We start from the raw sequence: 16,938 nt of genomic DNA on the forward strand, positions 1-16,938 counted from the left end.
GCCTATTCGGTCCGGGCCACGCCCTCGCGCCGGTCGTCGGCGCCGCCGTCCCAGTGATCTCCGCGCCAGATCGCTCCATGCAGGCCTGAGGTCTCCGACGCGTTGGGCTGGAGGATGATGCCGTTCCTCGCCAGCCCTTCGGTCAGGGTCGGCCCGAACCGCGACGTGTCGGCGCCGAAGCCCGGACCCTTGGCGACGAGGTTGGGCAGGTCGAACGTCGCCTGCACCGGCAGGCCCCAGATCAGCGTCCCGACCAGTCCCTTGGCGTTATAGGCCAGGATCGCCGATCCGCCCGGCGAGCCCATGGCCCCGACCAGACGACCCTGATGATCCAGAATGATGATCGGCGACATCGACGAGCGCGGCCGCTTGCCCGCCGCCACGGCGTTGGCGATGGGCCCGCCCTCCGCCGTCGTCGGCGAGAAGGAGAAGTCGGTCAGCTGGTTGTTGAGAAAGAAGCCCGCCGCCATCCGGCCCGAACCGAAGATGCTCTCGACCGTCGTGGTCATGGAGACGGCGTTCCCGGCCGCGTCGACGATGACCATGTGGGACGTGCCGGAGGGCTCGGCCGTCGCGTCAGGGGCGCGGAACACGCCGCCGGGCGGTGTCCCGGCTGTGGCGGCGCCGGCCAGGCCGGGGGACAGGGCGGCGCGGGAGGCGACGTAATCGGGGTCGAGCAGGCCGGCCACGGGCACGCCGACGAAGGCGGGGTCGGCGACATAGCGGTCGCGGTCGGCGTACATCAGCCGCTGCAGCTGGGCGAACATGGTCCAGGCGGCGGCGCTGGTCTCGCCCTCGGCGAGAACCGGGGCGACGGTCGGGGTCTCGGCCATGGCCAGGAGCTGCAGCAGGGCCACGCCGCTGGACGGCGGCGGCGGGATGCAGATCACATAGACACGGAACGGACGACACAGGGCGTCGCGGACGATGGGCCGATAGGCGGCGAGGTCGGCGTCACTCAGCGATCCCGGGCGCGGCTCGGCTCTCACCGTCTCGATGATGGCCTCGGCGATCGGACCGGTGCGCAGGGCTTCGATCCCGTCGCGGGCGATGGTCGCGACCGTCTCGGCGTAGGCGGGGTTTCGCAGGGTGTCGCCGGCGACGTAGCGGCTGCCATCGGGCCTGGTGAAATACTCGGTGGCCCAGCGGGTGCGCGCCTGCCCGAATGTTCCGGCGATAAAGCCGGCCAGACGCGGGCTGACCGTAAACCCGTCGCGGGCCAGACGCTCGGCGTCGCCGAACAGGGAGGGCCAGGGCAGGCTTCCATGCGTCTCCTGCGCCATCGCCAGGGCGGCCACGGCGCCGGGCGCGCCCGTGGATCGCCCGCTCAACACCGCGTCCATGAAGGGCAGGGGGCGGCCGTTCTCGTAGAACAGTTCGGGCGTCGCCGCCGAGGGCGCCGTCTCGCGCCCGTCATAGGTCGTGACCTCCTGCGTCCCGGCGTCATAGACCATGATGAAGGCCCCGCCGCCGAGGCCCGAGGACTGGGGCTCGACCAGCCCCAGTACCGCCTGCACCGCGACCGCGGCGTCCACCGCCGACCCGCCGCGCCTCAGAACCGCCATCCCCGCCTCGACCGCCAGCGGATTGGCCGCCGCGACGAACGGACCGCGCGCCGGACGAGTGGCGGGGGGCGCGGCGGACTGGACCGGGGCGGACGCGCCGCCGACCGTCGTGGTCTGACAACCGGCCAGCGCCAGGGTCGATGACAGCGCCAGGACGGCGAAGAGCAATGGACGGAACGGCGAATTCGACATGATCATCTGGGAGGCGACCCGGAAACACTGGCGCGGACAGGCGCCTCCCCCGACCTAAGCCCCGCCGTCCGCCTCTCCAAGCGCCCGTTTTACAAAGGCCACGAAAACCGGGTTGCGCCCGGCAAGACGACCCGCTAGATACCCGCCCTCGCCGTAAAGGCCTGTGCGCGCCCGTAGCTCAGCTGGATAGAGCATCAGACTACGAATCTGAGGGTCGGACGTTCGAATCGTTCCGGGCGCGCCATTCTTTCCTAAGTAAATTCAGACATTTAACCCTTACTCGGGGTTGAGCGTATTTTGGCCTGTTACAGTGCGGTTACACCCCCTGTTACAGCCGTCCGTTCTACCCTTGTTCACGCTGTTTTTTAGCGGCTCGACGCCGGATCAGATCGTCGACCTTGCTCTGGCCGCCGTTGGCGCCCGTGGCCCGGTTGGCCTGGCGGATATAAATGCGAGCCGTGAATGGGGTCTTGTGCTCCAACTGCGCCATGATTTGGAACTCCGACGCGCCGCCGTAAGCCAACTCCATGCCGCGCGCGTGCCGCAGCCCGTGAATATCCAGAAATTCACGGGCGAGACCGTCTTTCGCCAGCTTTTCCAGCAGGCGGTCGATTGCCTGGTTCAGAGCGCGCTCATTCCAAGGTTCGCCCCGCTTGTTGTAGGCGATGGTCAGAGCCTTGTTTGGCGTGCGGTCGAGCAGATCAGCGAGCCGATTATCCTCGGGTTTATCGCAGAGCACGCCGCGCTTTGGCGTCGTCCAGTATAGGCGCTTCTGGGGGCGGTCATCGTCGTCGTGGCCGTCTGTTCTGGCGTGCAGCGGGATACGGCAGATGCCGCCTCGCCGAAAACCGCCCCAGCGGCCCAGTGCAAGGGCTCTGGCGAGACCAGGCTGTCCGACCTCAATGGCCATCTGTATCGCCGCGTCGATCTCCTTGTCCGTCCACGCGGGGTGAGGCTCAGTCTTGTTGGCGGATGGCTTCAGCTTAACGATGTCAGCGAACGGGCGGCCAGGGACCGTTCCTTTTTTCATCTCCGGCATCAGGGCGTTCTTCAGCACCTGCATCAGATTGTTCGCCGCTCTGTGACCTCGTCGCGCCCAGACGTCCTGCAAATCCTTCAGGAAAGGATAGACGACTGCGCCAAGCAGGACGTCGCCGAACACATCGGACAACTCGTCGATCATGTATTGGTAGTGGCGCTTAGTGCTGGCCTCCAAGCCGGTAAATTCCGCACTCCTGTTGTACCGCTGCAGGGTGCCTCGTACCGTTCCAACGACCGGCGTGGCAGCAGCGACGGCAGCTTCCATCTGGGCCAGGATCGCGTCCACTTCAGCTTGAAGTCCTGGCGTCCCATCAGCCGACCTGAGCGGCCCGCGCCTGAATTCACCCTTTCGGAAGTACAGATCGATTCGACCGTCGCTCCGCTTGATGCGCTGGACGTACCGTACGGTCATCAGCGCTTGCTGCCGCGTTCGCCCGCACGGATCAGCGCTGCTGCGGCCGTGTCGACAAGCGCGTCGTGGTCGGCACTCGGTGTGTCCTGATCGATGGAGCCGGGGCCCATCGGTGGGCGGCTGGCCGCCCAGGCATCGATTTGCCGGCGGTTATAGCGGATCATGTTGGCGCCCATGTCGACGGGACGAACCGTCAGGACGTTCTTCAGCGTGCGCCAAGAGGCGCCAAGGTATTCACAAATTTCGCTGCGGTTCAGCATGAGGGGCCAGCGGCGCTGACCAACGCCTTGGCTGATCGCAAGCCCGTTCCGCTCGCTGACGCTGAACTCGATGGCACCGCTGAAGATTTGAATGGCCACGCTTTCGACCATGCTGATGCGCCGAGCGCCCGGGGCGTGGGCGAGATGCTCGGCTGCGGGCTGGGTCCAGTGGGGCGGGGTCACGCCGTTCTGAAGCGTGCGTTCTTCGACGACCACCAAACGCGGGGGCGCCGTGTGACGGACGGCGCCATGCCGCTCGGCAAGGGGACGGGGCGGACGAACAGATTGTTCGGTGGCTTGGGGGTTCATGACAACGACTCGAAGCGAAGGGTTCATCGGCCGAGGCCGAGGTTTTCTACGAGCCGTTGTCGTCACTGCGGATCGCCAAAATCTCGTCGAGCCTACCGCGTGCGCCTGCGTTCTGTCAACTTAAAACCGTCTTAACTAATTGTTTTATTTCGACATTTGTAAAGGAATGATCCTCAGGCCCGGCCGCGCGCCTGAACGGGACCATAATCGGTGACCCAAGCCGACAGCATGCCGGTCAACAATCCTTCTCCCCCGTCGCCGATCTCGGACATGGCGACGGTGTTGAAGACGGCACAGGTCTCAAGCCACACATCGATCAGATGCTCGACATCATCAGGCGGCGCAGTGGGGTCGATGCCGATCAACATGGCCACGCCGAACCGGAGGCCCGAGGTGGCGAACGAGCCTTCGAGCGCTTCGGTCAGGGCTTCGGCGACACACTGGTGAGTGTGGGAGTAGAGCCGCGTCGTGGCGGCGAAGGTGACCTGATTGCCTAGCTGCGGACCGTGAACGATGATGTTGCGGGCCAGGTCCGTGACCAGCACGCGGGTGGTGGTCGTAGACCCCCGGTCGACAGTGTCTTCTTGCGAAGGCGGTGACATTAGCGGCTCCAGTCCGCACGGATGAAGGCGCGGTCGAGGAAGCGGGCCACCTCGGCCCAGACCTCGCCAGCGCGACCGCCTTGCGCCGCCTTGGTCCGCACCTCGGCCAAGATCAGTTCGCGGTCCACATAGCGAGCGAGGCGCTGGTATTCCTCGCGTTTCTTGCCCTTGGCGGCGGCGGCGCGCGCCCGAAGTTGCGGCAGGTTCTGGTTGCCCTTCAGACGGTTCGCCCGGTCGCTCAAGACGCGCACGTTACCGGGGACGTAACCCAAGTGCGGCTGGATACGGTCGAGGGACGGCGACGTCGCCGCGCGCTTCTGTCCCACGATCAACGGGATGCCCAAGGCCGGGCAGGTCGTCGGTACCACGACGTCGTTGCGCGTGATGCGGAAGGGGACGTTGCGCGTCTGGGCGCGATGCTTCGCCCGCTCGACGAGGGCGACGTCGGGGTGCGCGTGGCGGCGGTGGCGCTGGTAGAGACGCCCGTAGGCGGCGTTGCATGTGGGGCAATCAGCGCGTTTCAGCTTGGACCCGTGAACGGGGCAGCGCGGAGTGGGCAGCAAGGGGATCTTCATGTTAGGCTCCTACGTCAAAAAGAGCCACACAATTGAAACTGGGTCTAAAAGAGTCAAATTGAATTATGCCGACGCCGCGAAAAAGGCCTGACGACCACCTGACGGGTGCCCAACTCCGTGCGGCCCTCGGCCTTCTGAACATGAGTGTCCTGCAACTGGCGGAACGCACCGGCCTGGCCGCCAACACAATCAAGCGCGCGCTTGCCCCCAACGGGCCCGCGCCGATCAACGTCGCCAATGCCAAGCTTCTGACGGCAACCCTTACAGCTGCGGGTGTGACCTTCCTTCCGGCGGAAGGCGATCTGGGGTCGGGAGCAAGGCTGACGGACGCCAGCGCCGAACCGTTTACCCGTCGCCGACGCAAGGGGGGGGCAAACCGCGATCAGGGCGAGTAGGAGTCACGAAAAGCGCAGGCCGTTGTGCAGTGCAACAATCTGTTTCACGGGCCGCAAACCCAAGGACAGTGTGATTTTCAACTTTAGCGCGGTCATTATAGCAGCCATCTATGACTCCTCGGCTGACAGGGCTGCGCGGTGGTCAACACACGAGCGCCAGGGCGAGGGGCGAGCGGGGCGGCAGATGCGCATTTCGTGACTCGGTTCGGGCAAGGGAGTCACGAAAAGCGGAATCGGGGTCCGGGCGACGGGCTGGATCGGGGCGGAGTCACGAAATGCGGATATTGAAAACGCTGGGGTTTTTCCTGCGAGCCGGTCGCAAGAGTTGACGGCTGACAGGCGGTGTCGGCTGTGAACAGTGACTCACCAGTCACGTTACCGTAAGTCGCTGGAATGTATGGGGAAAATCGGGCTGGATTATGGAGTCATACATCCAACGAACGATGACTCCTTTCAGCACTTTTCTTTACCTAGGGGAAAGATCAGACCGAAGGTAGGGGGCGCGGATTTCTTGCGGGACGCCGTTTTCGAACGGCTGGCCTAAAGTCACGTTAAGGAGCCGGGTGAAGTCACAGGTCATCGCTATCATGACTCTGATATTAGTTCGCATATCGGCCGCTACCGAGCGGTGGCTTGACCAGACACGGTCCGGAGTCACGAAAAGCGCAGCGTGGCGACCTCGGTTCTAACTGTGTGGTGAAATTACAGACTGTTGTTTTCGTGACTCATCCCGAAACGGCACATTAACCACTGGTTGCGTTTCCCCGTCAGGGAACCTGGATGGGGTGACCAGATGGCCGGCAAGGGCTTGAGCTGCACGATGCTGATCCCGTAGCCCGCTTGCGATAACCAGGGGGCCGCAAGGCGACCTGGATGCTCGATGGACCGTTAACCCTTCGCGAGAACTCCTCGACCAAAATGGTCGGCGGAGCCGCCATGACCATTTTTACCATTGGATACGAAGGCACCATCTTGGATGCCTTCATCGAAACCCTACGCGAGGGTGGTGTCGAGACCGTAGTGGACGTGCGTGCGGTCGCTGTCAGCAGAAGGCGCGGCTTTTCGAAAACAGCGCTCAGCACCCGCGTCCGCGCTGAGGGTATGGAATATGTCCACCTGCGTGATCTGGGCGATCCGAAACCCGGGCGAGAGGCGGCGCGAGCCGGACGGTGGCGCGAGTTCGAGAGCATATATGCAGCGCATCTGCGGACGGCTGAGGCCCAGTTAGCGCTCGCCATACTTGGGCGACTGATGGCCAATTCATCCGTCGCCTTGCTCTGCTATGAGGCTGACGCTGCTGGATGCCACAGAACGATGATCGCGCGAGACGTTGCCAAGCCCGGAAAATCCCGCATTGTAAACCTAGTCGTGAACAATCAAGTGGCGAGTGTTGGCCAGTCCCGAGCGCACGATCATCTTGGTGAAAGCCTGGCCGCAGCCTAGCCCCAAATACGGCGAGACGGTCTGCTGTGCGGGCATAACACCCGAGGGTGAGTGGCGGCGCCTCTTCCCTATACGGTTTCGGCACCTATCCGGTGACCAGCAGTTCAAGCGCTGGGACATCGTTGAGTACCGGCCGGAGACGCCAAAAGACGATCATCGTGCGGAAAGCCGCCGTGTAGATGAGCCTACCCTTAAAAAGGTTGGATCGTTACCAGAGCGCAGCCGTGCCGCGCTGTTTGCACCGCTATTCCAGCCTTCTTGTGCGGCCGCCTCGGCCATGGGCACCAGCCTGACGCTCGTCCGACCTCGGACGTTCAGTCTCCGTTGGAAGAAGAAGTCAGATCGAGACTTCGTGGTTGAAAAAGCGGCCCGGGCTGCGACCCTGAAACAGGGTTCGCTATGAGAAAAGGATTTGGCTCAGATCGAGCCCTGCCCATACGAAATCAGTATGCACTTCGAGGACGCCGACGGTGCCCACAAGATGAAGTGCGGCGACTGGGAAACGCCGGCGACCTTCTTCAACTGGCGGAAGCAGTACGGGGACATCGACGCGCTTGAGCGACTGAAGGCGAAGTACGAGATCGAATATCGGAAGGCGGGGGTCGCTTTCGCCTTGGGCACAATGGCCAAGTATCCGCAGACGTGGATGTTGCTCGGCGTCGTGCGTCTGAACGAAAGCGCAGAGTTGAAGCTTATCTGACTGCGATGCCGGCGGCGCGCGGTTAGTCGCTCTGCGCAAAAGATGACTCCTGTTTCGATCAAGGATTCGCTGTTTTCGCCATGGCCTGTTCTAGGCTCTAGGTAAGCGGATTTCTCTGGCGAACGGACGCGAAACTGCCGTGCAAACAACAAAGTACGTTTCGAGTTAGCCTCCAAAACGTGACTCGAAAAGGAGTCATCGTTCAGTGGTATCGTGACTCCAGATTCTGGAAGGAATTATCCCGATTCATGACTCCAACTTCGATGTAGATCGCGGTTAATGAAACGGCCCGTGAATTGCACGCATCTTGATTTGATCAACTCGGTCATTCAAATGTGAGGAAAATGTTCCATGACAGGACACGGTTACACGGCAGGCGGCGTCATGATCCGGCATGTGCGTCGCATGATCTGCGAAGAAATCCCGTCGAACGCCGCCCTACTCAAGGCAATAGAGAACGCGGCCGGCGGAAATCTGATCGCTCTGCTCGGCGCGGTTGATATGACAGGCCACGGCGCGGACCTGAACATCGCTTTCGAAACGCACGATGACCAGGCCGGGCGCATTTGGCTCGACGTTCAGTTGGACAGCATGCGGGGCGGCGACATCAGTCTGCTGGACCGCGACAAGCAGGTTGTCGTCGAGCAGGTCTTCCACGGCCCACAGCGGCTCGTAACGCTGGCCCCCTACGTCTGGTTTCAGCATACGGGCAACGCGGCGAGCGCGGTTAACCCGCTCTTTCTGGACGACTTGATCCTGACGACTCCGAAACCGCTGAGCACGGTAATTTTCCACGGCGTGTGCCGGGCTCGGGACACGTTCAAGGCGCTGGCCAAGCCCAAGCGGGAAGTGCCGCGCTGGGTCTACGCCACTCGTTGAAGGTCTTCCGGCAGCGATGCAGGTTAGCCGTTACAAGTACGCCTCTTCTAGACCGTTGATTTGACACTCGGCTTTGAAGGCGGGACCCCACCCGATATGAAACAATATATTGAATGGGCTTAATATTTCGGGGCGAGACGGGATCCCGACAAACGCCTGTCAGCATTCGCGCCAACGTATTGTTATATAGAGAATTTAACCACCTAGGCTGCCATCTCGATGGGGTCCGATTTCGACGCCGATCCACACGTTAAGGGTGCGAAGCGGACTTCATATCCGTGGGCCGAGGTCCCTGAGGCAACCGCCCCGCGCGCTAGTCCGTTCTGATCCAGAGTAGGGTAGAGGACAGCAATGGAACGCGACGAAAAGGTTGAAGCATTATCGGCATTCGCCGGGCGGTGGACTGCGAGGGGAACCTCCTATGGCGGAACAGATCAATCTGGGGACGCCCCTCGAGGAAACGGTGAACCGTGGCTTAGCGTTCACGAAGGCTACTGGCACACAGGACGGTTCTTTTTGGTCCAGGACGAGAAGGCCGACATAGCCGGGGACCGGTTCGACACCCTGAGTGTGATGGGCGTCGATGAAGACGGCAGCTATTTTGCCCGCTCGTTCGAGAATCACGGGTTCTATCGCCACTATCGCGTCGAACGCGATGGCGACAAGTGGACCCTTTCTGGCGATACGGAGCGCGCAACCATCACCTTCAAGGACGAGGGAAAAACGCAGGTTTTGGTTTGGGAGTGGAAGCGCGAAGAAGCCTGGCTACCGCTCTGTGACCGAACTGCATCCAAGATCGAGTGACCGATTGTCTAACGGCGATGTCCAGATAACAGACGGGTTATACTTCTGCTTAGGGTGGAAGGCGGACCCCGGCGGGTTGCCCGGCCCCTGACAGCGGTTACGGAGCGGCCTCTCCCGATGGGGGCAGGTCAGCCCACGATCTCCTTAGTCATCGACAAAGCGTTGGCGTTTCCGATCGAAACCTGACGGAATATTCTGTGAACGATGCGGCAGTGCCGACCTTCACCAGAGATTCTTTCCGTCGATGACGGTCACCGGCCAATCCGCAGCTTCGAAATCGTCGAACAGCCGCGCATTGGCCGCGATCCGCCGCGTCTTCCCGTCCCAGCTTCCATCAGTTTCGAACGCAGGGGTATCGGCATAGAGGTCGCAGCCGCACGCGCTGCAGAAATGATTGGCCACTTTCTTTGAGTTCCAGCGGTAGACAGCGTCGCTGTCGGCTTGCGTGACCGTGAGTTGATCGGGGGTAAAATACGCATAGAGATGGCCGCGTTTCGAGCAGAACGAGCAGGTGCAGCGAGTCAACTTTTCGGGCAACTCGCCGTCGATCTCGAAAGCAGTACGCCGGCAATGGCAGTGTGTTGATCGGCGTTGAAGGCGGGACTGCACCCGATATGAAACAATATATTGAATGAGCTTAATATTTCGGGGCGAGACGGGGGCCCGACAGACGCCTGTCAGCATGCGCGCCTACGTATTGTTATATAGCGAATTCAATTACCTAGGCTGCCTTTCGATGGGGTCCGATTTCGACGCCCGATCCACATTGACGCCTTCAACGGCGAGACGATCGGCTACACGTTCCGGGTCGGCTCCCAGGAGGCGGAGATCAATCTGCGTGAGGCGTTGAACGCGCGATAGTGGAACGGGGACATTCGTAACGGACATAAACTGGCGCGCCTACTGCGCGGCCCAGCCCACGTTTGCGCAGCGCTTCACGATCAACCGGTAGCCAGGAATCTCTACCCTGCTGTTCGGCTGAACTTGGATGTTCACTGAACTGATGGCTCCATATCCGACGAGTTCCCCGCCGGTCGACTGATCAAACAGTGCCACGCCCGCAACGGCGGGCAGGCGATGAACATCGAAATGGATCGGCATCGGAACGCAGAAACTCTGCTGGTCGCGGGGCTCCAGCCTGACCTGCTGGCGCTCATAGACAACGGCGTCGACTTCACGGCCACCGGTGCCGTCGGGACGGGGCAACTTGATCATCAGTCCGATAAACACGGTGTCGGGATAGCGGCCAGAAATTCGGGCCTGTTCGGTCGGGGTGACGACGCCGCTGAACGGCCCGCGACGGAACATCAAGCCCGGATCCTGCTCCGGCTTTCTCCAGCGGAAAGGGCGGTTAGCTGAGACTTCATGCTCGTATACAGGGGCGGGCCGTGGGGTGGTCATGGCTCGGTTTCTCCTAGGGTCCAGAGGGTCTTGAAAGAGCGCTGATACTGTCTGCGCAAGGCTCGGCGGGCAGCGATGACGCCTATGCCGTGGCCGCTGCCACCAAGGCACCGACCGAATGGATAGCCTCGTCGAAGCCGCTGCTCCCGGCTTGGTTTTCTTCGGTGAGCGTCACCAGCGTTGCTAACTTGATTAGATCAGCCCGGCGGACTTCGATTACCGGATGGCTGACGATGTCGAAGACCACCTGGTGGTCTTCATCCGGCGTGGTGGTTCGCCATCTTCGTAGATGACTCCGCTGATCTGAACATTCTCGTTGGTAGCCAGCAGGTAGTGGCCATCCGTCGGCTCACCTTCACCCAAGGCGTCATCGACGACGAAAGTGGCGACATCCTCGGCGTCGGCACAGGGAAAGATCGAGGACAAGTTCACGATCAGTGTCATCCCTGCCCAGAAACGGAAGGCCAGATCACCAGCGCCTGCGATGCCATCAATCGTTGCGAGCAGGTCCTCGCTCGGAGCGTAGGCTTCGTCGATCGAGCCAGGATCGACGTCGAAGTCGTACTTGCTAACGGTCATGGTTGGCTTTTCTAGGTCAGGGTGGGGTTAGTCGCGGGGATCCGCGGCAACGGCGAACAGGCGAAAACGAGCGTGCTGGGCAAGCGGGATGCCCAGCACGTGAATGCTCAACCGTTGCGCACGAGCGCGAGTGGCCTTGGCCAGAAGATCGTCGGCGTTATCGTCCTTGTCTTGGAACAGCCGGAGACATGCAGCCTCAATCAGCACGAGACGCATCTCGGGGTTTTCGAGCAGAGCGATTTCCCGCGCCAACTCGACCAAGCTGTGGTCGGTGTAGTCGGCTTCGTGATGCCGGATGTCGACGACGACACCTGCCGCATCGCGCGTAAAGGGGACATCCATCTCGTCGGGCCTGCCGGTGGCATCGAACTCCAAGACCGCTTCGAGGGCGATGAAGACGCCGTCCACGTCATTCTGAAGGGACAGGTCACAGAACAGGCCGACCGCCATCCAAAACCGGAAGGCGGGATCAGGATGGTGGGCAGTGAGGTGGGTGGCCCGGGCAAGGTTATGGAGAATGGCAGAGGTCATGCAGAATCTTCTTCAGTGCGCGAAAACGAGCCGAATGGTCATTTCAGGAGGGCTCTAGCCGGACAAACGCCCCCGACTTCAGGGGCGCCATGGACGCGGATCACCGCCTGAAGCGAAGATCTTTCGTCATCCAATACCAAGTTAGATGGAGGGGAAAACACCACCTCTGAAATGAACCTATCATAAGATGATATTCGCGTCAATGAATCAGACTATAGATGGATCGTCTGTCAACAACCTCACGCCGGATGCGATGGTAAATTCTGTTCCCGGGCCGCCGGCTGGTCCCTCGCAGTCGAGGAGGTGCCGTCAGTCACCTAACTGGCGATGCCGCTTCATGGAATGGGGATTAGGGGCGTAGCGGCAGGGCCGGGAATTACCGAGTCTGACTCATCTCGGTCTTCTGCGACGTCCGCTTTCGGGCAGGTTCTCGATCAGCTGTTGAATGGGCAGATCTCAACTCATAGTGGCGGCCGGCAGCGTCCGCTCGAGTCTAGTCGATTTCGACGGGAAGGAGTTGGTGGACAGGATGGCCTCGCGAATCGAAAGATGAGGCGCGTTAGAGCGGAAGATGGCCACACAGGACGTCCATCATTGATGGACTCTTTTAATCCGGAGATGATGCTGAAGGTTTGGCTCCGCCCTTTGCTGGAGCTTTTGGCGGTGGGCCGACCGTTTTCGCAGCTGCAGATTTTGTCGGCTCGGGGGCGGGCTTGGGCTTGGACTTCAATCGCTTATCGGCGGGCGGTGTGGATCGGCGTCGAAATCGGACCCCATCGAGAGGAAGCCTAGGTGGCTGAATTCGCTATATAATAATACGTTGGCGCGCGTGCTGACAGGCGTCGGTAGGGCCCCCGTCTCGCCCCGAGATATTGAGCTCATTCAATGTGTTACCTCATATTGGGTGGGCTCCCGCCTTCAACGCCGATCAACACGCCGAGGGGCTCGCAGGCCAGAATCTCTTCGCCGGAGAAGTAGCCCCGGTCCGCCAGCACATCGAGCGCCTCGACGCCCAGGGCATCCCTGGGCTTCGCCGCCATGCAGGCGAGTTGATCGCGATCGTGGCCGGTCAACCGCCCGTACAGCCGCCGCGTCGGCGCGGATGCGGCGAAGGGCGGATTTGCTGATCAGGTGCGTTGGATGTTGAAGGTGTTGTAGATCGCCGCGTGAATCGTGAGGAATCTTTGCGCTGGGGCCTCGGACTTGAATCGGACAGTGAGAAATAATTCCTCACCGGGCCAGGCGTTCCGTCTCTGCCGAAATGAGGACCACTAACCCGTTCGGATACCAGTGAAACGCTAGGTCCCCCCAGAGCCCCCCGTTGACGCTTCTGCGGGCCAATACACTGCCGAAACCCTCTCGCTTGGGCGGGGCCGTGATCACGGGTCCGCCCTTCTCTTCCCACGAGAGAGTGAGGCGTCCCTTGGCCACCACCCACGAAATGCGGACACGCCCGCCGGAGACCGAGAGGGCGCCGTACTTGGCCGCGTTTGTCGCTAACTCATGCACCACGAGCGCGATATTCGTGGCGGCCTCCGCGCCGACCGCAATTTCTGGCCCGTCAAATTCGGTGCGCGCGCTGTCGCCGGTTCCCACCGGATCGGCATAGGGCGAGAGAACTTTTTGGATCAAATCGCCTAGGGTGGTTTCCCGCTTGGTGGCTGGGGCTACTGAATGCCCCGGCCTGATCAATTGGTGGGCGCTGGCGAGCGCGCCCAGCCGGCCTTGAATGGTCTGGGCCAGCTCCTTGGGCGTGGTCGCTGACCTGGCGCTCAACGTCACCATTCCTCCGACGATGGCGAACAGGTTCTTGATCCGGTGATCCATCTCGTTGAGGAGCAGCTCCTGTTGTTCCACATGATGTTTGCGCAGGCTCACGTCGAGGAAGATCACACCGATTTTCAGGACGGCTTCATCCTCGAAGCGAAAGGCGAACAACTCCAGGGTTCGCCCCTGCGATGCCAGTTCGCGCTCGAAACGGACCGGCTCTCCCGTCGCCATGACCGCGTCGTAGGTGTCGAACCATTCTTGGGGCTCGTCAGGAAACGCCTCCCGAATGGTCTTGCCAACGACGCCGCCGACACCGGTTTGTTTCTCAAATCCGGCGTTGGCAGAGAGGTAGCGGAAGTCGCTCGGCTCGCCGGTGCCGGTATCAAGCTTTCCGAGTGTGCAGAAACCCTCGTCGATGAACTCGAAGAGCATCCGGAACCTCGCCTCGCTCGCGCGGACGGCGTCCTGTGCTGCGTGGCGCTCGGTGACGTCGAAAAAACTATTGATTGCTCCGGTAATCTTTCCGCGCTGGTTTTTTAGCGGGCGGATATTCACGATCGCGGTAATTCGCGTGCCGTCAGGCTGTTCGACGTGCACTTCCACGTCACGCGCCTCCGGTATATTGCCGCTCAACACTTCGGCCATGGGACCCTCTTCGTGGGGCACGTAATCGCCGTTCGGACGCAATATTTTGAACGAGCCACAAAACCGCTCGTTGTTGCCCCCAGCCGCTGGATCGCGCCCCCACAGTTCGGCGGCGCGGCGATTGAAATCCAGAATTACACCCGAGGCATCGCAGGAATAAATAGCCACGGGACCCATCTCAAACAGGGCGCGATAGCGTGCTTCGCTTTCGTGGAGCGTCGCCTCCGCCAGCTTGCGCTCGATGATTTCGCGCCGCAGTTTGGCGTTCAACTCCTCTGTGAGGCCGACGAGTTCTTGCTGGCGAAGCGAACTGAGGACCAACGCCTCGTTCATCGCGACCGTATCATTATGGAACTGCGTGGCTTTGGTCACTTGGATCATCACCCCGACGAGACGCTCGTCTACCGAAACACCTACACCACAAACGTAAGGCCGCCGCTGGGAATCGGACGGGCGGCGAGGCTTGGCTGTGCCCTCATCGAGGGTCGGCGCGGCCCGGATTACCCTGTCACCCGCGCTGGGGACCGGACCTCAAGATTGCTCGCGGCCGAGCTTCTATTTGGCAGCCCTAGCCTTAGACTTAGCCTTCGGCTCCGGGGGGGACTCTGCCTTTTGCGCCGGGCGCGGGCCGGTTCGCGTGGGAATCCCGGTGGTCAGTCCGTCGTAGTCGGTAGACCTCGGCTGGATGACGACCACGCCCTTGTCGGTGATGACATATTCGCGGATGTCCTTGCTGTGGTTGCCGCCGCGCATCTTGATCACGACCATGACCTTCCGAAGCTGACCGTCGATTTCCACGTAGCGCATCCGGATGATGTCATCGGTCAGGAACGAGATGGTGTAGTGGCTGAAGGAGAACCCGGTGAACGTGTCCTCCACTTCGACAGTGCTGAGAATCGTGACCCCGGCCCCCGTCAGCGCCACGATCAGCCGGTAGAGCGACTCGCGAAAGTCCTCGCGGAAACCGGGCGCCAGCGCCATCTCAAGACTCACGAGCGAATCGATCACCAGACGTTTCGCGCCGACTCTTTCGACGGCGTCGAGAATCTCCTGCATGGTTTCATCCACCGAGAGGTCGAGCGGACGAAGGTAGATGATTTCCAGATTTCCCTTCTCCAGCGGCGTCTTCAAATTCAAACCAAAGCTGTCGGCGCGATCAGTGTAGCCTTTCGGCCGTTCTTCAAAGATCGCCATGATCCCCGGCTCTCCATTGCGCAGTCCCGCGGCAATGAATTGCGTGGCCAGCGCCGTTTTGCCCGTCCCTGAAGGGCCGGCGATGAGCAGGCTGTCGCCTTCGAGAACGCCCCCGCCCATCATCTCGTCCAAATCAGGAATACCCATGGAAAGTCGCCGGCGCTTGGCCGGCTTTCCAGTTTTGGGAATGAATCCCAGCGTGCGCGAGAAGGCTTGCAACCCGTCGTCGTTAATGCGGACGGTGTGCAATCCCGGCACCGAACCCGACCCGCGCACTTTCAGAATTTGCAGTTTTCGCACCACGGAATTTCTTTCCACCTTCTGCGAAAGCCAGAAGAGGCCATCGGCGATAGTGAACAGCGGATTGCCCTGGGTCTCTCCCTCGCTAAATTCGCCGACTAGAAATGTCGTGGCTTCCCAACTGGTCAGAAACTGGGTGAGTTGCTGAATGAAAGATTGCATCTCCATTTCGCCGCCAGCGGCCAGCGGTTTGCGCATTACGGTGCGAAAGGAGTCCACCACCACGACCCCCGGATTGATTGCCGTGACCTGCTTGATAATTTCAGCGAGGACCGCGTTCAAATCTCGATTCAACACCAGGTCGCTGAGATTGATAAAGCGGACGGCTTTGCCCAACTTGGAGGCTTCGAAGAAGGAAAACTGTTGCTGGTAGCGCAACATTTTTATGGCGGGCTCACCGAGGACGGTGAAAAAGAGCGCGGGCTTTTCCGCCGTCGCGTTGGCGAAAACGATCTGATGCGCCATCGTAGTTTTGCCGCAACCGGGCATGCCGGCGATGACGTTAAACGAAAATTCCGGGATGCCGCCGCCCAGGATGTCGTCGAGACCGCGAACGCCGGTCGGCAGTTTGCGGATCGTGACCCTTACCGGTTGGCTTGAGGCATTGTCCGCCAGTTTGCGGGCAGCCGAGGCGCTAATTTTTTTTGCCATTTTAGCCTTCCGGAGCCAACTGCAAGTCGTTGATGTTGCTCAACAATTGGAGAGTTAGTTCATCGCCAATCAAACTCACCAGAAGTCCGAGCAGTCGGGCGAGCAAAACAATCCCGGCATTGGAAATTTCCTCCGGTTTCGCTTTAGCTTCAAGTTCGTTCAGACCTTCAAAAGAGCCGTCCGCTTTGACATGCAGCTCAGCCAGCCAAGCGACTTCCGCGCCGGCTAGCACAAGTGCGCGCGAAAGCAGCGCACGAAACCCGGCAGCGCCCATTAGCGCGCCGAAATGCGGGGCCAAGTTCTCTATGACGACAAAGGCCGCTGTGGGTTTTGATCTGGAAGAGGCGTTTCGGCTCATCTCCTTAGCGATGAGCTGCTCAGCGAACATACGCAGTTTCGGCGTCGCTCGGTTCATTCGGGAGCGCGCTTGAACGCGACGCTCATCGGGGGAAATTTCGCGTACGACCCTCGACGCACCGACATGAGAGCTTTAGCCGTCTTCGTTGCCATGGTGCGACTGCCTCGGAACCGGCCAACCCTCACCTTGCACCAATAAAGCGCGGGTGACGAATCATGGCGCGGTCCCGAGGGCTCTGTCAGCCCAAACTTAGCTTGGCCGTACGCCCGCGGGGCTAGGCCTGCAATAGGGCCCGGTGGTGCTGGATCCGTCACCCGTTTGCGCTCGGTCGT

18 protein-coding genes, 1 tRNA gene and 1 pseudogene are annotated in these 16,938 nt (G+C 61.1%); 6 read left to right on the forward strand and 14 right to left on the reverse strand.

Annotated features, from left to right (window positions below; translation table 11 throughout):
- Positions 1-2 precede the first annotated feature (2 nt).
- Positions 3-1,757, reverse strand: coding sequence for a gamma-glutamyltransferase family protein (locus ACP7AZ_RS09095; protein ID WP_426038475.1), 1,755 nt, complete (start codon positions 1,755-1,757; stop codon positions 3-5).
- Positions 1,758-1,924: 167 nt separating this feature from the next.
- On the opposite strand from ACP7AZ_RS09095, the gene ACP7AZ_RS09100 reads away from it, so the two are divergent.
- Positions 1,925-2,001: transfer RNA gene (locus tag ACP7AZ_RS09100), tRNA-Arg, on the forward strand.
- Between the two features lie 99 nt (positions 2,002-2,100).
- Here the strand turns inward: ACP7AZ_RS09100 and ACP7AZ_RS09105 are convergent.
- The 4 genes from ACP7AZ_RS09105 to ACP7AZ_RS09120 form a co-directional block, all read right to left on the reverse strand.
- Positions 2,101-3,084 (reverse strand): site-specific integrase, encoded by a 984-nt coding sequence (locus ACP7AZ_RS09105; protein ID WP_426038202.1) that lies wholly within the window; start codon positions 3,082-3,084, stop codon positions 2,101-2,103.
- A gap of 125 nt (positions 3,085-3,209) precedes the next feature.
- Positions 3,210-3,779 carry a hypothetical protein gene (locus ACP7AZ_RS09110; protein WP_426038204.1) on the reverse strand — a complete coding sequence of 190 codons (570 nt, stop codon included), beginning with the start codon at positions 3,777-3,779 and terminating at the stop codon, positions 3,210-3,212.
- A gap of 173 nt (positions 3,780-3,952) precedes the next feature.
- A complete protein-coding gene (locus tag ACP7AZ_RS09115; protein WP_426038206.1) occupies positions 3,953-4,381 on the reverse strand; it encodes a hypothetical protein in 429 nt (142 codons plus the stop codon).
- Positions 4,381-4,956, reverse strand: a complete 576-nt coding sequence (locus ACP7AZ_RS09120) for a hypothetical protein (RefSeq protein ID WP_426038208.1) — start codon at positions 4,954-4,956, stop codon at positions 4,381-4,383. Before ACP7AZ_RS09120 ends, ACP7AZ_RS09115 begins: the two co-directional genes overlap by 1 nt.
- Before the next feature lie 140 nt (positions 4,957-5,096).
- Here ACP7AZ_RS09120 and ACP7AZ_RS09125 point away from each other — a divergent pair, with 140 nt between their 5' ends.
- The 5 genes from ACP7AZ_RS09125 (at position 5,097) to ACP7AZ_RS09145 (ending at position 9,177) form a co-directional block, all read left to right on the forward strand.
- Positions 5,097-5,351, forward strand: a complete 255-nt coding sequence (locus tag ACP7AZ_RS09125; protein WP_426038210.1) for an XRE family transcriptional regulator — start codon at positions 5,097-5,099, stop codon at positions 5,349-5,351.
- Positions 5,352-6,287: 936 nt separating this feature from the next.
- Entirely contained in the window at positions 6,288-6,794 is a 507-nt protein-coding gene (locus ACP7AZ_RS09130; protein ID WP_426038212.1) for a DUF488 family protein, read from the forward strand.
- A 448-nt stretch (positions 6,795-7,242) separates the two neighbouring features.
- Positions 7,243-7,494 (forward strand): hypothetical protein, encoded by a 252-nt coding sequence (locus ACP7AZ_RS09135; RefSeq protein WP_426038214.1) that lies wholly within the window; start codon positions 7,243-7,245, stop codon positions 7,492-7,494.
- 351 nt (positions 7,495-7,845) lie between these two features.
- The gene (locus ACP7AZ_RS09140) at positions 7,846-8,373 is read left to right on the forward strand and encodes a hypothetical protein (RefSeq protein WP_426038216.1); all 528 of its coding nucleotides are present in this window, start codon (positions 7,846-7,848) and stop codon (positions 8,371-8,373) included.
- 351 nt (positions 8,374-8,724) lie between these two features.
- Positions 8,725-9,177 (forward strand): hypothetical protein, encoded by a 453-nt coding sequence (locus ACP7AZ_RS09145; protein WP_426038218.1) that lies wholly within the window; start codon positions 8,725-8,727, stop codon positions 9,175-9,177.
- A gap of 222 nt (positions 9,178-9,399) precedes the next feature.
- Here ACP7AZ_RS09145 and ACP7AZ_RS09150 read toward each other — a convergent pair whose 3' ends face one another.
- The 9 genes and pseudogenes from ACP7AZ_RS09150 to ACP7AZ_RS09190 form a co-directional block, all read right to left on the reverse strand.
- Positions 9,400-9,861 carry a GFA family protein gene (locus ACP7AZ_RS09150; protein WP_426038220.1) on the reverse strand — a complete coding sequence of 154 codons (462 nt, stop codon included), beginning with the start codon at positions 9,859-9,861 and terminating at the stop codon, positions 9,400-9,402.
- 216 nt (positions 9,862-10,077) lie between these two features.
- Positions 10,078-10,578, reverse strand: a complete 501-nt coding sequence (locus ACP7AZ_RS09155; RefSeq protein WP_426038222.1) for a hypothetical protein — start codon at positions 10,576-10,578, stop codon at positions 10,078-10,080.
- Between the two features lie 82 nt (positions 10,579-10,660).
- Positions 10,661-10,825: a hypothetical protein gene (locus tag ACP7AZ_RS09160; protein WP_426038224.1), complete on the reverse strand. Its 165-nt coding sequence runs from the start codon at positions 10,823-10,825 to the stop codon at positions 10,661-10,663.
- The gene (locus ACP7AZ_RS09165; RefSeq protein ID WP_426038226.1) at positions 10,795-11,157 is read right to left on the reverse strand and encodes a hypothetical protein; all 363 of its coding nucleotides are present in this window, start codon (positions 11,155-11,157) and stop codon (positions 10,795-10,797) included. Before ACP7AZ_RS09165 ends, ACP7AZ_RS09160 begins: the two co-directional genes overlap by 31 nt.
- A 27-nt stretch (positions 11,158-11,184) precedes the next feature.
- Complete coding sequence (locus ACP7AZ_RS09170; RefSeq protein ID WP_426038228.1) at positions 11,185-11,688, reverse strand: hypothetical protein; 504 nt, start codon at positions 11,686-11,688, stop codon at positions 11,185-11,187.
- Between the two features lie 932 nt (positions 11,689-12,620).
- A pseudogene (locus ACP7AZ_RS09175) lies at positions 12,621-12,761 on the reverse strand (hypothetical protein); the annotation flags it as partial.
- A 157-nt stretch (positions 12,762-12,918) separates the two neighbouring features.
- Positions 12,919-14,484, reverse strand: coding sequence for a sensor histidine kinase (locus ACP7AZ_RS09180; RefSeq protein WP_426038230.1), 1,566 nt, complete (start codon positions 14,482-14,484; stop codon positions 12,919-12,921).
- 174 nt (positions 14,485-14,658) lie between these two features.
- Positions 14,659-16,248 carry an RAD55 family ATPase gene (locus ACP7AZ_RS09185; RefSeq protein ID WP_426038232.1) on the reverse strand — a complete coding sequence of 530 codons (1,590 nt, stop codon included), beginning with the start codon at positions 16,246-16,248 and terminating at the stop codon, positions 14,659-14,661.
- A 1-nt stretch (position 16,249) separates the two neighbouring features.
- Complete coding sequence (locus tag ACP7AZ_RS09190) at positions 16,250-16,636, reverse strand: hypothetical protein (protein ID WP_426038234.1); 387 nt, start codon at positions 16,634-16,636, stop codon at positions 16,250-16,252.
- Positions 16,637-16,938: the final 302 nt, after the last annotated feature.

The organism is Brevundimonas sp. DC300-4 (assembly GCF_049897365.1).
Classification (GTDB): Bacteria; Pseudomonadota; Alphaproteobacteria; order Caulobacterales; family Caulobacteraceae; genus Brevundimonas.

Excerpts from the sequence above, each read along its gene's own strand:
- ACP7AZ_RS09095 (WP_426038475.1), bottom strand. The coding sequence starts at position 1,757 with ATGTCGAATTCGCCGTTCCGTCCATTGCTCTTCGCCGTCCTGGCGCTG.
- ACP7AZ_RS09110 (WP_426038204.1), bottom strand. The coding sequence starts at position 3,779 with ATGAACCCCCAAGCCACCGAACAATCTGTTCGTCCGCCCCGTCCCCTT.
- ACP7AZ_RS09115 (WP_426038206.1), bottom strand. The coding sequence starts at position 4,381 with ATGTCACCGCCTTCGCAAGAAGACACTGTCGACCGGGGGTCTACGACC.
- ACP7AZ_RS09120 (WP_426038208.1), bottom strand. The coding sequence starts at position 4,956 with ATGAAGATCCCCTTGCTGCCCACTCCGCGCTGCCCCGTTCACGGGTCC.
- ACP7AZ_RS09125 (WP_426038210.1), top strand. The coding sequence starts at position 5,097 with ATGAGTGTCCTGCAACTGGCGGAACGCACCGGCCTGGCCGCCAACACA.
- ACP7AZ_RS09130 (WP_426038212.1), top strand. The coding sequence starts at position 6,288 with ATGACCATTTTTACCATTGGATACGAAGGCACCATCTTGGATGCCTTC.
- ACP7AZ_RS09135 (WP_426038214.1), top strand. The coding sequence starts at position 7,243 with ATGCACTTCGAGGACGCCGACGGTGCCCACAAGATGAAGTGCGGCGAC.
- ACP7AZ_RS09140 (WP_426038216.1), top strand. The coding sequence starts at position 7,846 with ATGACAGGACACGGTTACACGGCAGGCGGCGTCATGATCCGGCATGTG.
- ACP7AZ_RS09145 (WP_426038218.1), top strand. The coding sequence starts at position 8,725 with ATGGAACGCGACGAAAAGGTTGAAGCATTATCGGCATTCGCCGGGCGG.
- ACP7AZ_RS09150 (WP_426038220.1), bottom strand. The coding sequence starts at position 9,861 with ATGCTGACAGGCGTCTGTCGGGCCCCCGTCTCGCCCCGAAATATTAAG.
- ACP7AZ_RS09155 (WP_426038222.1), bottom strand. The coding sequence starts at position 10,578 with ATGACCACCCCACGGCCCGCCCCTGTATACGAGCATGAAGTCTCAGCT.
- ACP7AZ_RS09165 (WP_426038226.1), bottom strand. The coding sequence starts at position 11,157 with ATGACCGTTAGCAAGTACGACTTCGACGTCGATCCTGGCTCGATCGAC.
- ACP7AZ_RS09170 (WP_426038228.1), bottom strand. The coding sequence starts at position 11,688 with ATGACCTCTGCCATTCTCCATAACCTTGCCCGGGCCACCCACCTCACT.
- ACP7AZ_RS09180 (WP_426038230.1), bottom strand. The coding sequence starts at position 14,484 with ATGATCCAAGTGACCAAAGCCACGCAGTTCCATAATGATACGGTCGCG.
- ACP7AZ_RS09185 (WP_426038232.1), bottom strand. The coding sequence starts at position 16,248 with ATGGCAAAAAAAATTAGCGCCTCGGCTGCCCGCAAACTGGCGGACAAT.
- ACP7AZ_RS09190 (WP_426038234.1), bottom strand. The coding sequence starts at position 16,636 with ATGTTCGCTGAGCAGCTCATCGCTAAGGAGATGAGCCGAAACGCCTCT.